Source organism: Candidatus Auribacterota bacterium, from assembly GCA_026392035.1.
Taxonomy (GTDB): domain Bacteria; phylum Auribacterota; class Tritonobacteria; order UBA1439; family UBA1439; genus JAPLCX01.
This window is the reverse complement of record JAPLCX010000108.1, coordinates 38569-52783: the sequence shown is the minus strand read 5'-3', so window position 1 is coordinate 52783 and position 14215 is coordinate 38569. Positions and strand designations below refer to the sequence as shown.

At 59.9% G+C, this 14215-nt stretch carries 10 protein-coding genes and 1 pseudogene; 9 read left to right on the top strand and 2 right to left on the bottom strand.

Annotated elements, in window-relative coordinates:
* The first annotated feature begins 519 nt into the window (after positions 1 to 519).
* Genes NTX71_11630 through NTX71_11610 form a run of 5 tightly spaced genes read left to right on the top strand, consistent with a single transcriptional unit; the run spans position 520 to position 4956 of the window.
* On the top strand, positions 520 to 792 hold the full coding sequence (locus NTX71_11630; GenBank protein MCX6340548.1) for a HypC/HybG/HupF family hydrogenase formation chaperone: 273 nt from the start codon (positions 520 to 522) through the stop codon (positions 790 to 792).
* On the top strand, positions 740 to 1855 hold the full coding sequence (gene hypD, locus NTX71_11625) for a hydrogenase formation protein HypD (GenBank protein ID MCX6340547.1): 1116 nt from the start codon (positions 740 to 742) through the stop codon (positions 1853 to 1855). The genes NTX71_11630 and hypD overlap by 53 nt, the downstream gene beginning before the upstream one ends.
* Position 1856: 1 nt before the next feature.
* Positions 1857 to 2873 carry a hydrogenase expression/formation protein HypE gene (hypE, locus tag NTX71_11620; protein MCX6340546.1) on the top strand — a complete coding sequence of 339 codons (1017 nt, stop codon included), beginning with the start codon at positions 1857 to 1859 and terminating at the stop codon, positions 2871 to 2873.
* Positions 2874 to 2912: 39 nt separating this feature from the next.
* Entirely contained in the window at positions 2913 to 3257 is a 345-nt protein-coding gene (locus NTX71_11615) for a hydrogenase maturation nickel metallochaperone HypA (GenBank protein MCX6340545.1), read from the top strand.
* Positions 3258 to 3270: 13 nt separating this feature from the next.
* Positions 3271 to 4956, top strand: coding sequence for a hypothetical protein (locus NTX71_11610; GenBank protein ID MCX6340544.1), 1686 nt, complete (start codon positions 3271 to 3273; stop codon positions 4954 to 4956).
* Here NTX71_11610 and NTX71_11605 read toward each other — a convergent pair.
* Positions 4914 to 7004, bottom strand: coding sequence for a glycosyltransferase family 39 protein (locus tag NTX71_11605; protein ID MCX6340543.1), 2091 nt, complete (start codon positions 7002 to 7004; stop codon positions 4914 to 4916). The genes NTX71_11610 and NTX71_11605 overlap by 43 nt on opposite strands.
* Before the next feature lie 549 nt (positions 7005 to 7553).
* On the opposite strand from NTX71_11605, the gene NTX71_11600 reads away from it, so the two are divergent.
* The 4 genes and pseudogenes from NTX71_11600 to NTX71_11585 all read left to right on the top strand — a co-directional run bounded on the left by NTX71_11600 (position 7554) and on the right by NTX71_11585 (position 12523).
* On the top strand, positions 7554 to 9887 hold the full coding sequence (locus tag NTX71_11600) for a hypothetical protein (protein ID MCX6340542.1): 2334 nt from the start codon (positions 7554 to 7556) through the stop codon (positions 9885 to 9887).
* A 295-nt stretch (positions 9888 to 10182) separates the two neighbouring features.
* Positions 10183 to 11340 (top strand): hypothetical protein, encoded by a 1158-nt coding sequence (locus tag NTX71_11595; GenBank protein MCX6340541.1) that lies wholly within the window; start codon positions 10183 to 10185, stop codon positions 11338 to 11340.
* A gap of 89 nt (positions 11341 to 11429) precedes the next feature.
* The gene (locus NTX71_11590; GenBank protein ID MCX6340540.1) at positions 11430 to 12278 is read left to right on the top strand and encodes a hypothetical protein; all 849 of its coding nucleotides are present in this window, start codon (positions 11430 to 11432) and stop codon (positions 12276 to 12278) included.
* Between the two features lie 179 nt (positions 12279 to 12457).
* Positions 12458 to 12523: pseudogene (locus NTX71_11585) on the top strand (hypothetical protein).
* 96 nt (positions 12524 to 12619) lie between these two features.
* On the opposite strand, the gene NTX71_11580 reads toward NTX71_11585, so the two are convergent.
* Complete coding sequence (locus NTX71_11580) at positions 12620 to 14128, bottom strand: sodium:solute symporter (GenBank protein ID MCX6340539.1); 1509 nt, start codon at positions 14126 to 14128, stop codon at positions 12620 to 12622.
* Positions 14129 to 14215 lie beyond the last annotated feature (87 nt).

The window sequence follows — 14215 nt, the reverse complement described above, 5'->3', positions numbered from 1 at the left end:
CGGGCAAAGGCGCATGGATGGGAACAGGTAGATGTATTACGCTACTTGTTCTTTAGGAGTAAGATATAGCTATTAAGTGGTTATATATGAGAAAGGATATATCTACTGAAATAAGAATATTGACATATCTAATTAAAAAAGGTTTATTGGCAATTCCTATTCTCATAGAATGTCAAGTATTGCCTCTACATTACCTGCGTAGTGAGTGAAGTGATGCATACAGCAGTGGTGTTTCCAAAGACACAGTAGCTGCGATGGAGTGGAACGAGCTTCCTCCCCCGAAGCGGCAGCGGCTGTGTGTGGCGGGCCGAAGGCGACCCGCGAAGCGTCGCGAGGCTGCCGCAGGCAGCAGTGGCGACCTATGTGCGATCCCTCACCCTGTTTGGGGTGACGCCCTCGGTGTCGGACTGCTTCGTCCCGCTGAGCCGGAATCGCAATGACACCACAACGCCCGCGCGTCCTGCTGCATGATCCTGTTGATCCCTCCTCAACAATTCTCTTGCCAAACCCGAGTGTGATATGGTGAAGTTGAGAGTACTTCTTTTACAGCGGGAGATGGAAATGTGCGTGGCGGTCCCCGGTGAGATCATAGAACTGATTGCTGACGGACACGCGCTCGTTGACTTCGGTGGGGTTAGAAAACGAGTGGCCCTTGACCTGATCGAACACGCCATGGTCGGGGATTTTGTGATCGTGCACGCGGGGTTCGCGATTAACACGCTCAACAGGGAAGAAGCCCTTGAAACCATCGAGTATTTCAAACAGCTCAGCGAGCCTCCTGGACAATTTTAGAAATCCTGAGATCGCGCGCAGGCTCCTGGGGGAAATCCGCTCCCGCGAAACCCAAGCGACCCTCATGGAAGTCTGCGGAACCCACACGATGGCACTCTTCGCCACCGGCGTACGGCAGGGGCTGCCGGAGCACATTCATCTCGCGTCGGGGCCGGGCTGCCCCGTGTGCGTCACCCCTCTGAAATCGATGGAGAGCGCCATCGGACTAGCCTGCAGGAAGGACACCGTCCTATTCTGTTTTGGCGATATGCTCAAAGTTCCCGGGGTATCTGACACCCTGGAGTCGGCGCGAGCGAATCGGGGGGCGCGCGTGAGGATCATGTACAGCCCCCTTGATGCCCTGGAGTTCGCCAGAAATGAGCCACGCACGGATGTGGTCCTCTTTGGGGTTGGTTTTGAGACGACGATCCCCTTGTTCGCCTCCGTCGTGCAACGGGCCGCGGCACACCGGATAACAAACCTCTATCTCCTCACGGCGTTCAAGTTGATTCCCCCCGCCGTTGACGCCCTGTTGTCTTCTGGCGATATCCGCATAGATGGCTTTATTCTGCCCGGCCATGTGAGCTCCATCATAGGAGAGGGCGCGTACAGTTTCATAGCGGAGCGGTATCATGTCCCCGGCGTGATCGCCGGCTTTGAGGCAGTTGACCTGCTGGAGGGGATCCTGCTCCTGCTGGACATGATCAGCCGGCGGGAACCGGCGATTAAAAACCAGTACGCGCGGTTTGTATCACCCCGCGGCAATCAGCGGGCACAGGATCTCATCGCTTCGGTATTCACCGAATGCGACTCGACATGGAGGGGTCTGGGGGAGATCAGAAACAGCGGGGTAAGGCTCACGGGCGAATTTAGCCGTTTCGACGCAGACGCGCTGATTGATTTCGAGATCGGTGCCGTATCCGAACCGGCGGGCTGCAGCTGCGGCGAGGTCCTCGCAGGGAAGCGCACACCGACCGAGTGCGCGCTCTTTAGATCGGCGTGCACGCCCGCGCATCCGGTCGGACCGTGCATGGTGTCACGCGAGGGCGCCTGCGCTGCGCACTATTATTATGGAGGGCGGTGAGATGGATACCGTCACACTCTCCATGGGCGGCGGCGGTGCACACTCGTCACAACTGCTGTCGGAGGTGTTCCTCCCGATATACGGGAATGAGATACTGAACACCCTCGATGATTCCGCCGCGCTCACCGTTGACACCGCGCACCTCGCATTCACCACCGACTCGTACACGATACAACCGATTTTCTTCCCGGGTGGAGATATCGGCACACTGTCCATATGCGGGACCGTCAACGATCTCGCCGCCAAGGGCGCGCGGCCGCTGGCCATTGCCGCGGCATTTATCATTGAAGAGGGATTCCTGATAGAGGATCTCAAAAAGATCGCCCGCTCCATGCGGAAGGCGACTGGCGCCCTCGGCATCAACCTGGTCACCGGCGATACCAAGGTCGTGCGCCGGGGTGACGCGGATGGCATTTTCATCACGACCTCGGGGATCGGGGCGATCATGGAGGGGATGGACATCTCCTCATCGCGGGCGCGGCCGGGCGACGACATCCTCATCTCGGGTACGATCGCCGATCATGGCATGGCGATACTGAACGCGCGGGAAGGGCTGGGGTTCACGCCGGAGATACGGAGTGACGTCGCTCCCCTCTGTGAGATCGTGGAGGGCATATCCGCCTGGAGCGGTTTTCTCCACGTGATGAGGGATCCGACGAGAGGCGGCGTCGCCAGCGCGCTCAACGAGATCGCGCGGGCTTCGCGGGTCACCGCGACACTGTTTGAAGACAAGCTCCCCATACGACGGGAGGTCCGCAGCTGCTGCGATCTCCTGGGGATGGATCCGCTGTATATCGCGAGTGAGGGGAAACTGGTCATTGTCGCCGACCCGGGCGCAACCGCCGATATTCTCAAGGCCATGAGAACGATGCCTCTCGGCAGGGACGCGGCGGTGATCGGAAGGGTGGATGCGACGCCCTATGCCGATCAGATCCCCCCCGTCAGCCTCCGGACGAACATCGGCACAAAACGGTTTGTCCCGCTCCTCGAGGGAGAGCTGCTCCCGAGGATTTGCTGACGTCGCGGCGAACCATCGCGTGGGAGGGTCACGTCACACATGCACGAGCTGTCGATCGTCCAAGAAATTATCCGGCGAATAGACCTCCAGCGCGCGAGAGATCATTTCTCAAAGGTGAAGGCGATCGAGGTCGTGTGCGGGAGGTACAGCTGCCTCACGGAAGATCACATCCAGTCCTGCTTTGACATCGCCGCGAAATCGTCCTGCATGGAGGGCGCGAAACTGAAACTCATCCGATCGCCCGCCCGCTACCGATGCGCGGACTGCGGCACCGAGTTCGAAAGCGAGCACGAGGAGGATCTGAGGTGCTCCTCGTGCAACTCGGCCGACGCAGTGAGCGCGATCGATCAGGCGATCTACATCCGTGCGCTTGAGGTCGAGTGACGGGTTGAATCCTATGAGATTTTCTCTGCGCGCACACTGGCTGCCGGGCATCGCACTCCTCATCCTATGGCTCGCCATAGGGGTGCTCGCATTCTTATCCCTCAGGCAGAACCAGGGGCATCTCGTGTATGCCCTCGACGATCCCTACATCCACATGGCGATGGCAAAGAACTTCGCCCGGTACGGGATCTGGGGGATCACCAGATATGGATTCACCTCATCATCTTCTTCGCTGTTCTGGACGCTCATCCTGTCGTTCCTCTACCTGATAGCCGGGGTCAATGAAGCCATTCCTTTTATTTTGAATATCCTGTCCGCAACCGTTCTGGTGCTCGCGGTGTACGGGCTCACGCGCGCGCGGCGGCCGTCCCCCCATCCGGCATACACACTCATGGTCCTGATCGCGATCATTTTTCTGACGCCGCTTCCTCCGCTGGTATTCAGCGGCCAGGAACATGTCCTCCACATCCTCGTCACCATTATCTTCGTATTCATTGCGGCACAGGTCCTCTCCAGCGATCATGCCCGCTGTTCGCCCTCGGTTTTTTACCTGATTCTCTCAGCCGCGTTCCTGCCCCTTATCCGGTACGAGGGCCTCTTTCTGGTGCTCGTCGTGTGCATCCTCTTTATCCTGCGAAGACGGTATCTCCTCGCACTTGCAATGGGGGTGGCAGCGCTCGTCCCCGTCACGATCTACGGGATTATATCGATCAATCATGGCTGGTTCTTCCTGCCCAACTCGGCGCTCATAAAAGGGAAATCACCCCACCTCGCCTCCGCGCGGGGCGTTATCAATTTTCTCGGCTACTCAGCCGCGATGCAATTTATCCAGGCGCCCCACATGTTGATCCTGACCGCAACGGCGCTGGCGGCATACCTCATCCGGACACACAAGGGGATATGGGAACGGTCTCAGATCATGCTCCTCATCTTCATCGGCACCACCCTTCTCCATATGCAATTCGCGAGGACCGGCTGGTTCTACCGGTATGAGGCATACCTCGTTGCTCTCGGCACCTGTGCGATCACCTGGGCGCTCTCAGAGTACTTCCCGCGGAGGATACCCGTCGCGCCTGAGCTCTCAACGCCCGCACGCACCGCACTGTCCATTCTCATCCTCTTATCGGCTCTCTCTCTCGGCACTCGGGGCGCACAGGCCGTGAAGAAAATCCCGCGTGCCACCACAAATATCTATGAGCAGCAGTACCAGATGGGGTTGTTCCTGCAACGCTTCTATCAGGGGGCGACCGTCGCCGCAAACGACGTGGGGGCGATCAATTACCTGGCCGACATCCGCTGCATTGACATGGCCGGGCTTGGCAACATGACCGTCGCGAGGGAAATGCGTGGGGGGAGCTACACCAGCGCTCGGGTGCGGGACCTGGCGCGCTCAGAGGGGGTCATGATCGCGGCGCTCTATGACCTCCGGGCTGCGCAGCGGGGAAACAGCCTGATACCACCGGAATGGATGGAGGTCGGGCAATGGAAGATCGCGCACAACGTGGTGTGCGGCAACGATGCCGTCTCATTCTACGCGGTGCAGCCGTCTGCCGAGGGGCCCCTGCGAGAAAACCTCAAGTCGTTCTCATCCCTCCTGCCCGCGGATGTGGCGCAGCGCGGATCATACCTGCGGCGGGAAGAGTGTCCCACCGCTGATCACAGATTTGATTCCCCCGCGGGCATGCCCTCCACACGATAAATGTCAAGAAAATCGATGCCGCACTTCGTCACTGCATGAACCTTTGTTCGACGAGGCGTGAGACGGAGCTCTTCATCCGCCAGGCCTCTCATCCTGTGCCCGAGGGGAATGACCAGCCAATCGACATGGGGAGGACTCGTCTGGTTGATGCGGACCCCGCACGCCGGCCCCGGACCCTCATGATCCCAGTAGTAGCGGAACTCTCCATGAAGCCCGACGACATAGATAGAATCCCCGCTCTTCACACGGGATTTAAGGTACTCGACCGCTTCTCTCGTTCCCAGACCGTGCCCGATTGAGATGCAACGGGAGGCACCCGCCAGCCCGCCGATGCAAATGTTGCAGTATATGTCATAGTACGGCGCAACTCTGGCAAGGGGTATCCCGCAGGAAGTGACAATGATGACCCCCGCGAGCGCGTGCAGCGTCGGACGCCACGCGCGACGGCTGCCCGCGATTGCATTGATTATCCCGGTGAGCCCGAGCGCCGAGAGCAGGCAGATGAACGGGTACGTCGGGGCGCTATACCGGATCGCCATCTTGTGGCTCGAGCTCATCGCCGCAATGAAAAGGAGAGACACCAGGAGGCTCAGGAGGTGGGCGCTCCAGCCGTCTCCCCTTTTCCACAGCACGGCGCATCCCCTGACAATCCCGCAGATCAGAAGGACGAGCACGAGCGGCGGCGTGCAGATGAGGAGCATGAAGAGGTAGAACCAGCGGGGAGGACTGAGCACCACGTTGCCCATCCAGTATTTCAGATGTCCCGCATCCCCGAAGTGATACGTGGTGGAGATGAACAGGAGGGCATTCACCATGGGTTTCCGGAATACCTGAACGAATCCCAGACAGACGATGGTCAGGAGTATGCCCACGCACACGGGATGGGCCGCCTTCCGGGGCGATGGTGGCCCGCCGCGCATCGCCCTCCCGGCGGCGGTGATAAGTATGTACACGCACAGGAGCGCGCCCCCTCCCTGCGCCCAGGGGAAACGGGAAACCCAGTTGACCACTGCGATCAGAACCCCCGCCGGCGGGAGACGGCGCACAAACTTGATCCATATGAGCTCGTGCGGCTCATGCCACAGCCTCGTGTAGAGCGAGAAATAGATCACCAGTCCGACGCCGAGCCAGCCGAGATCGCTCGCCTCCCAGAAACGCAGCCTCCCCCGCCGATCATAGACGCAGACGCATGTCTTCCACGCAAGCAAGATTAATGGGATCAGCATGGCAGTGCTTTTGGTGAGCAGGGCGCACCCGAAAAAGACCGCTGACGCAACCTTCCATTTGAGGCGCAGGGAATGAGCGTAGACCAGGTAACACAGCACGGCGAGCGTGAAGAAGAGCGTGAGGGCGCAGTCAACGTGCGCAATGCGGGAAATGGCAATGTGCTCCGGGAGAAGCGCGAGAAAAACGGCGGCCCAGAACGATACCGCTCCCCCGAAGGCAATTCGCCCGATCAGGTAGACGGCGATACAGGTCGCGATGCCGAGGAGGGCAATAGGGAGCCGCAACGCGACAATCGGGTGGATGAGATCGGCTGAGAGCGGCGAGGTCTCCTTCCCCAAATAGACATACGACGCGCCGATGAGCGCCGACGGTATGACCCCTGGATAATACAGGTGCTCGGTTGCCATCTTAAACTCACGCGCGCGCAGCCCGGTAATCAGCCGCGTACCGCCGTCTCTCCACTCAAGCTCGTCTGGCGCGAGGCTGTGACCATTGAGGTTCCAGAGACGTGGGATCGAGGCGGTGAGCGCGACGAGGAGAGTGAGAAGGATCGTGCGCGTGTTGGTCGTGCACCAGCGCCTGAGGCGCGAGATCGGCGCGGGCCTGGATGTAATCGCTCTGAGGAGGAGCAGGAAGAGCAAGAAGAGGGACGGATTGACGAGCTTATTGCAGGTGAGTTTCGCCCTTCCGAGCCCGGGGACCGCCCCGCCGACCTGAATCGTGATGCCACCCACCAGGAACACATAGAGGATGATGCCGGCGGTGAGCGCAATGAGGAGATCCAGCGCGACAGTGAGCCATCTGTTGCCGGCAATTTTCATCGAGCCTCATGATAGACAATAGATGCTCCCCTGACAAGACGAGAATAGTCAGAGCGCGGCAATAATGTCTTCACTACGGAGAGTAACTGCAGTTCAAAGTGTAAGGCATAAGGTTCCAAGAATGGCGGATTATCCGGTTCCGTTCTTTAAACCTCACACTTTCAACCTTGGGCTGTTGTGTCTCCGTGTCCCTGCCCGCCGCCAGGCAGGCTCCGTGGTGAAACAGTGAAGATGTTTTGGCAAAATTGGGAAAGGCGCCGTAATCCCTCAGAAGGTGTGAAAAAATCGGCAGTATGGTTGTCATTGCGAGGACGCCGAGTCCCGCTAAGCGGGACGAGGCGGACGCGGCAATCCCAACTCATTGCAGAACATGAGATTGCTTCTCCCGCTTTGCGGGATCGCAATGACATTTTCTTTCTCATTCATATTCAGGCGGTGATTTCCAATTATTTCACACCTTCTGAGGCATTACAAGGCGCCGGGCTTTTCCGTTGACACCGTGCCGACACCCGTACTATCCTTGCGGCCAACATTGAGGCGCATGAGATAATGAAGCGCTCCACCCCCGGCGTCGTCATGGCGATAGGCCTCGTCTCGGGAGGGTCACTCCTCCTGGAGCTGACCTTTGTGCGAATATTCTCCGTGCTCTTCTTCTCCCACTACGCGTTCCTCATCATCAGCACCGCCCTCTTCGGGCTCGGCCTGGCGGGCGTGGTGCTGCAGCTTCGCGGGATACCCCTCCCCAGCGAGGCGAGACCGGCCATGCGAAAAGCGGCGGTGCTCTTTTCCTGCACCGCGATTCTCGCGACGCTTGTTGCCCACATCTTTCCCTTAAAAGTTTCTGCGGCGCTGAGCGGCCAGATCACGCAGCTCATCTATCTTATTGTTTTTTACATAATTCTCGGCGCGCCGTTTTATTTCGTAGGCGTGGTGGTGAGCATCGGCATGTCGGTGTGGAGCGATGAAGCCGATAAACTCTACTTCGGCGACCTGCTCGGCGCCGGCATCGGGTGCCTCGCGCTCTTTCTCGCGCTCCCCCTCCTCAGGCCGATGGGCACATCGTTCGCGGTGGCCGCGATGGGATTCCTCGCGGCGCTCGTGCTGTGCGAGGGATCCGCCAGGGGCAGGCGCGCCGCGCTCGCCGCAGCGCTGCTGCTCAGCATCCTCGGCTCCTGGTACGCGGGGGCCGTGGTGCCCCTTATCCCGAGGGACCACAAACGCGCCTTCAAAACAGATTACACGCGAGGTCGGATTCGGTGGACGCGATGGGGCGTCCTCTCGCGCGTGGATGTCGCACTCTACTCCCCCAAACTCGCCGTCCTCTGGATCGATGGCGGCACGAACGAATCACCCCTCATCCGCTTCTCGGGAGACTATGCCCGCGACTTTGACAGGGAAGCGTGGGGGAAGAGGCGCTCGTCGTTCGTGTACCAGATCAGGAAACCAGGCCCCGTCGCCATCATCGGCCCGGCGGGCAGCCACGAGGTTATCGCCGCGGTGGGCTTCGGCGCTCCCGAGGTGACCGGCATTGAAATGGATCCCCTCGTCGTGCAGGTGGCGACAAAGGCATACGCCGATTTCATCGGGCGGCCGTATGACCTGCCGAATGTCCGGATGGTCGGCGCCGAGGGGCGGAGCTACCTCGAACAGACCCCGCGCACCTTTGACATCATCCAGCAGGTGAACAACTTCACGCCGGTGGCGCTCGCGTCCGGCGCGTTGAATGTATCAGAAACCTACCTGGTCACCGTTGAGGCGTTCCAGCTCTATCTGAACCGCCTCTCACCGGAGGGGATCATCGACATAAGGCGCCACGGCGACATCCGGCTCGCGTCCGTCGCGATGGAAGCCTTCCGCAGGCAGGGAGTGCGCGAGCCGTGGAAACATATCGTCATTCTCGACGATGAGACGCTCATAAAAAAATCGCCCTGGAGCACGCCGGAGCTTGACCGCATACGCGAACTCGCGGAGAAACTCAAACGGGAAATACGATTTATCCCCGATCGGCTCTCGGACAGAGATTCGTGGTACGACGGATTTCTCCGGTCGGCCAACCCGCGGGAATGGTACTACCGCGATGTGGCCAACCTCGCCCCTTCAACGGACGACTGGCCGTTCTTCAATCACTATGTGCAGTGGGGGCGCTCAAAGGATCCCACTCTCCCGAAGACCCTTGCCTGGTATAACAGATATAAATTTTTTAAAAGGATTCCCCACGGCGATTTCGTAATGCTGAGCATACTCGCCGAGGCGGCGGTGCTCAGCTTCGTCTTTCTGTTCCTGCCACTCTGGAGATCGCGGAGGCAGGAGCTGTCGCGCGCGGCCCTCCTCCCCATTACCTACTTTGCGTGCCTCGGCATGGGGTTCATCTTTGTGGAGATCTGCCTCATGCAGCGACTGACGCTCCTGCTCGGCCACCCCTCGCTCTCGCTTGCCGTCGTCCTCTGCTCGCTCCTCATCTTCGCGGGCCTCGGATCGCTGTGCAGCGGGAGAATGGGCGTTTCCACGCCCGGCCCGCTCAAGGCAATGCTGGGAGTGAACATCTGCCTTATCCTCACTGCGGCGCTCTGCCTGCCGTGGCTGGTGAATCGCGGTTTGACTCTGACGACCGCAGGCAGGATTTCTCTCGCCATTGCCATAACCGGAGTCCATGGCTTCATCATGGGGATGCCGTTTCCCCTCGCGGTAAGGCTCATGGCGCGCAATCTTCAGCAGATCATCCCCTGGGGGTGGGCTATGAATGCCTACGCCACCGTGGTGGGGAGCGTGCTCAGCGTGGTGCTCGCCATGTTTTACGGATTCAGCGCGGTCTATCTCCTGGCCGCGGGGGCCTATGGGATCGCGCTTCTCACGTGCGGCTCACTGGCGCGCGGGGCGGACTGAAGAGGGGCGGAGTACGTCACCACAGCGGGACGCATGCCCATGGCATGAGGGGTGGTCTTCACCAAAGCCTGTCAGTATTAATCCCCCAACCCTTGCCTTTCGATATGCAATAGTGTAAATTATACGTAGTAAATGGAGAAAGGAAAGAATTTCTATACAGCGGCTTAATTATACGGATGTTACCACAGATGAATCACCACTGATTTACTCAGAAAAGGCATAAATAATCAGAGAAATCTGTGGTTGCTTTACAATATCTTTTGACATTACCTTAACCCGCACAGGGAGGGAAGTTATGAAACGTCGGCTTCCACAATATTCGTTACCGCTTCTCACTCTCCTCTTCTCAGGCATCGTCCTCACGAGCGGCGCCACTCTCCTCGCCGCATTCCCGGCGAGCTGGCCGCAGGAGTATCTGGACTCGCTCGCGGCGACGTCCAAGGATACGACCCAGGCACAGATCTCCAAGAATCTCATCGCCGTTCTTCCCGGAGAGCCAAACCTGACATGGAATGCGGACAATACCCGTGTGCTCATGGAGACATGGGCGGATAACAAATACTACGGCCCCGTCAAAAAACCGGGGGACACCGTCACCGTGAGCATGGCACATCTGATCTGGGTTTCATCGCCGCCCGAACTGAAGCAGTGGGTCGCCGCGCGCGCCTTCGCAGAGGCCGACCTGACCCTCCGGCTCAAACAGATGCTCGGCATGCCCCCCGACGCGGACAAGACGCAATTCGTCGACTTCTGGGTGAAGCCGGCCGACCTGGTCCGCCCGAGCCCCGATCCCGAGATCAATGACCATGAAGCGTCGCTCGATTTTCCGGTCTCGCCCGTTATCGTCATCAGCGATATCTACAAGAACTGGTTCAATAACCTGATAAGCATCTCTTATACGTCCGACACCGCTCATCCCTGGACGAGGCTCGGCTACACCTATGACTGGGGGAACGAGTACGATCACGTCGGCATCAGCGAATTCACAATCTGGGATGGGGCGCAGGTGGAGATCAACGCGGTCACCGAGACCGCGAACTACGTCACCATTTCACCAACCGTGATTGATCTCGGGACTGATGGCGCCTCGGCGGGAGACCACATCGTCATCTCCGCCTGCGTGACCATCCCTCAGCCCTCCCAGGCCGACGGAGCGGCGCATCCGGTTCCTCCGGGCGAATCCCGATACGACGTCTACGTTATGTTGACCGCGCCATGGGGAAAGCAGATGAGCCTGCTGAGAAACGGCGCCATCGTGCGCGGCATCCATCCCTACGTGCGCGGCATCAAGAATTCGGGAGAACGCGTCTGCCAGACCCTCCTCGATTACACCGTGAGCGAGAATCTCCCCACGGGTGTCTGGGCGGCGACGGTCGCGGTGCTCCCCGCCGATGCTCCTCCCATCCCGGCCCACGTACGGACGCAGGACAGAGCGACCGTGATGATAGAGTAGCGGACTGGCGGCGCGCCAGAGGCGCAGATCTGCTTGTGACGAGAAACCGGTGAGCTCACACCGGGGAGGATATAGTCATGAGAACTTCTATGGGTGCAGGTAGATATTGCATCGTCCTCGCCGCAGCCATCCTTGCATGCTTCTCATTCAGCGCGGGAAACATCGTGCGCGGTGAACGGTTGTCGCCAAAGCTCACGCAGGCGCCTGACTACCTCTACTTCCTCGCCATCAGGGTGGACAACACGGCGATCGTCGAAAGCGTCACGCACCGTCAGGAGTACATCGGGGAACAGATCAAAAAGAAGTATACGGCTGCCCTCCATTCCATCACACCCCAGCCCCCGGAGAAGCTCCACATTACCCTCCAGCAGATCGGCAAGAGGGACAAGGCGACCGTGGACGCCGTCATCGGATCAATGTGGAAGGTGGTGGGCAACAAGAAGGTAACGCCGTTCAACCTGGCTGACAGCGTGCGGCAGTCGAAGTTCGAGGTGTGGCACAACGGCTACTTCGTCTACCGCCTCAAGGAGGATGCGGCGACGAAGCTGACGGCGCTGGCCGACTTCGTACGCGATACGCTCGACGCCGAGGGTGTGGCGTACGACTCCGATCGTTACGACTATGGCGACGACTGGAAAGGGCACATGAGCGTCGGCACCTGGGACACCACGCGAGTCGACCCGAAGAAGCTGCGGGGGGTGTTCAGCTCACCCGTCAGTCCGCCGAAGAGCACCGAGTTCATCGTCCATGACGTCCTGCTCCTCCGCTCCGATCAGAACGTGATGCCCCGGGAATACGAGTTGGTCAAGACCTTCCCCTTTCGGACCCCGACGTCGACTCCCAATCGGGCTCCCGGCATGTCTAGGCAGGCGGAGGAGCCAGACGAGGAGGACGCGCCCTCCTCCTCAGAGGATGATGCCTGGCTCGAGCCTGAGTGAAAAGGAGCGGGCCGCCGTCTCATCCCCCGTCACCCCTCCAGAGTCCGGCAGGGAGCATGGTATAATCATAATCGGCGGGGGGAAAGTCAGACCGGGGGGTATCCATGGGAGCATTTGCAAAGCCGAAGCTGGTCATCAGCAAATGTATCGAGTTTGAAAGCTGCCGCTGGAACGGGCTGATGATATCGAGCGACGTGGTGAAGCTGCTCAAACCGTTCGCTGAGTTCACGCCCGTCTGCGCTGAAATGGGGATCGGCCTCGGCGTGCCGAGGTCCCCGGTGCGAGTCGTATCGGTGAAAAGCGACCTCAGGCTGATGCATGCCGTGACGCCCGATTCCGCCTCAGGAGTCGGACCGGGAACCTTTGTTGAGGGGAGGAGTCCCGGAGGGAGTAATTTGTGTTCCGCGTCTGCGGCTCAGTATTGCCGTGAGCAGAAACCCGACCAACATGATGGTCACGGTCCCCACTACCGGGATCATAAACTGGTTCAGCGGATTGCGCAATGATCCCGGCAGGCGCGCGGCATGGGGAGAGAGCGTCATCCAGGTGATGGCGAGGACGCCGACGGCCACCGCCGCCATCGCCGCGGCGCCCTTCACCCCGCGTCCGATATAGCCGAGGAGAAACAGCCCCAGTATGCCCCCCCCGAAGATGCCCGAGAGCGTCCACCACGTATCGAGGGCGCTCCTGATATGGATCATCGCGAGGGCGACGCCCGTCCCGACGAGCCCCCAGAGGAAGGTGCTCGCGTACAAGACCCCCATCGACTCCCGCTCCCCGGCCTCGGGCCTGATAAAGCGCCTGTACACATCGCAGAGCGTCAGCGTGGCCGAGCAGTTGAGGCTGCTGCTGATGGTGCTCATCGCCGCTGCGAAGACCGCGGCGATGAGGAGACCCGCCATCCCGGGCGGCAGCGCGTGCACCATGAAAAAGGGGAACACCGTGTCCCCCTTGCCCGAGGCTGCCTCAGCCTGGATTGCCGCCGGTAGTAACGCCGGCTGCGCGGTGTAGTAGGCGAAGAGCGCCGTGCCGATGAAAAAGAAGAATGCGGACACAGGAATATAGAGCAGCGCGCTGAGCCAGACCGACTTCTTCGCCTCGCGCTCTGATTTCGCCGTCAGATAGCGCTGGACGTAGCTCTGGTCGATCGCAAAATTCTGGAGGTTCATGAAGATGCCGTAGAGCAGCACGACCCAGAAGGTGGACTCGACAAGGCTCGGCCCGAAGCTGCCGAGACTGAACTTGTAATGCTGGATCGCGATGCGAAATAGCTGTGACGGTCCCTCCGGCATGGTGAGCGGGATCAGCACCACGCACGCCAGCGCCCCCGCGATCAGCACGATGCTCTGCACCGCGTCCGTGTAGATCACCCCCTCGATGCCGCCCAGCAGCGTGTAGAGCGTGACGAGCCCTCCCGTCAGAAGGATGATCAGCCGCATCTCCCAGCCGAGCAGCACGTTCAGGGGAAGCGCGAGCAGGTACATGATCGATCCCACCCGCGCCATCTGTGTCAGCAGGTAACAGAACACGGCGTAGCTGCGGGCCCAGAGGCCGAACCTGTTTTCGAGGTGGTAGTACGCGGAGATGTGGCCGCGGTTTCGATAGAACGGGACGAAATAGCGGGCGCTGACCCATGCCGCGAGCGGAAGGGCCAGGCTGAATGCGAACGCGTTCCAGTTGCCGGAGAACGCTTTTCCGGGCAGCGCCAAAAAACTGATGCTGCTGACATAGGTGCCGAAGATGGAGAGGCCGACGATCCAGCCGGGGAGCGTTCCTCCCGCCCTCATGAACGCGTCCGTGGCGCGGCTCCGCCGCACAAAGTAGCAGCCGTAGGCGACCACGCCCACCATGTAGATGGTCAACACTGCGATATCAACAGCCGGCAACCGGTGCGTCACGTGCACTTCTCCTGGATCCCGTCTAGCTGCTATTCAAAT

What these genes read in the sequence shown, in the direction of transcription:
- NTX71_11630 (MCX6340548.1), top strand. Translation starts at nt 520, where the DNA reads ATGGTGAAGTTGAGAGTACTTCTTTTACAGCGGGAGATGGAAATGTGC.
- hypE (MCX6340546.1), top strand. Translation starts at nt 1,857, where the DNA reads ATGGATACCGTCACACTCTCCATGGGCGGCGGCGGTGCACACTCGTCA.
- NTX71_11615 (MCX6340545.1), top strand. Translation starts at nt 2,913, where the DNA reads ATGCACGAGCTGTCGATCGTCCAAGAAATTATCCGGCGAATAGACCTC.
- NTX71_11610 (MCX6340544.1), top strand. Translation starts at nt 3,271, where the DNA reads ATGAGATTTTCTCTGCGCGCACACTGGCTGCCGGGCATCGCACTCCTC.
- NTX71_11605 (MCX6340543.1), bottom strand. Translation starts at nt 7,004, where the DNA reads ATGAAAATTGCCGGCAACAGATGGCTCACTGTCGCGCTGGATCTCCTC.
- NTX71_11600 (MCX6340542.1), top strand. Translation starts at nt 7,554, where the DNA reads ATGAAGCGCTCCACCCCCGGCGTCGTCATGGCGATAGGCCTCGTCTCG.
- NTX71_11595 (MCX6340541.1), top strand. Translation starts at nt 10,183, where the DNA reads ATGAAACGTCGGCTTCCACAATATTCGTTACCGCTTCTCACTCTCCTC.
- NTX71_11590 (MCX6340540.1), top strand. Translation starts at nt 11,430, where the DNA reads ATGGGTGCAGGTAGATATTGCATCGTCCTCGCCGCAGCCATCCTTGCA.
- NTX71_11580 (MCX6340539.1), bottom strand. Translation starts at nt 14,128, where the DNA reads ATGGTGGGCGTGGTCGCCTACGGCTGCTACTTTGTGCGGCGGAGCCGC.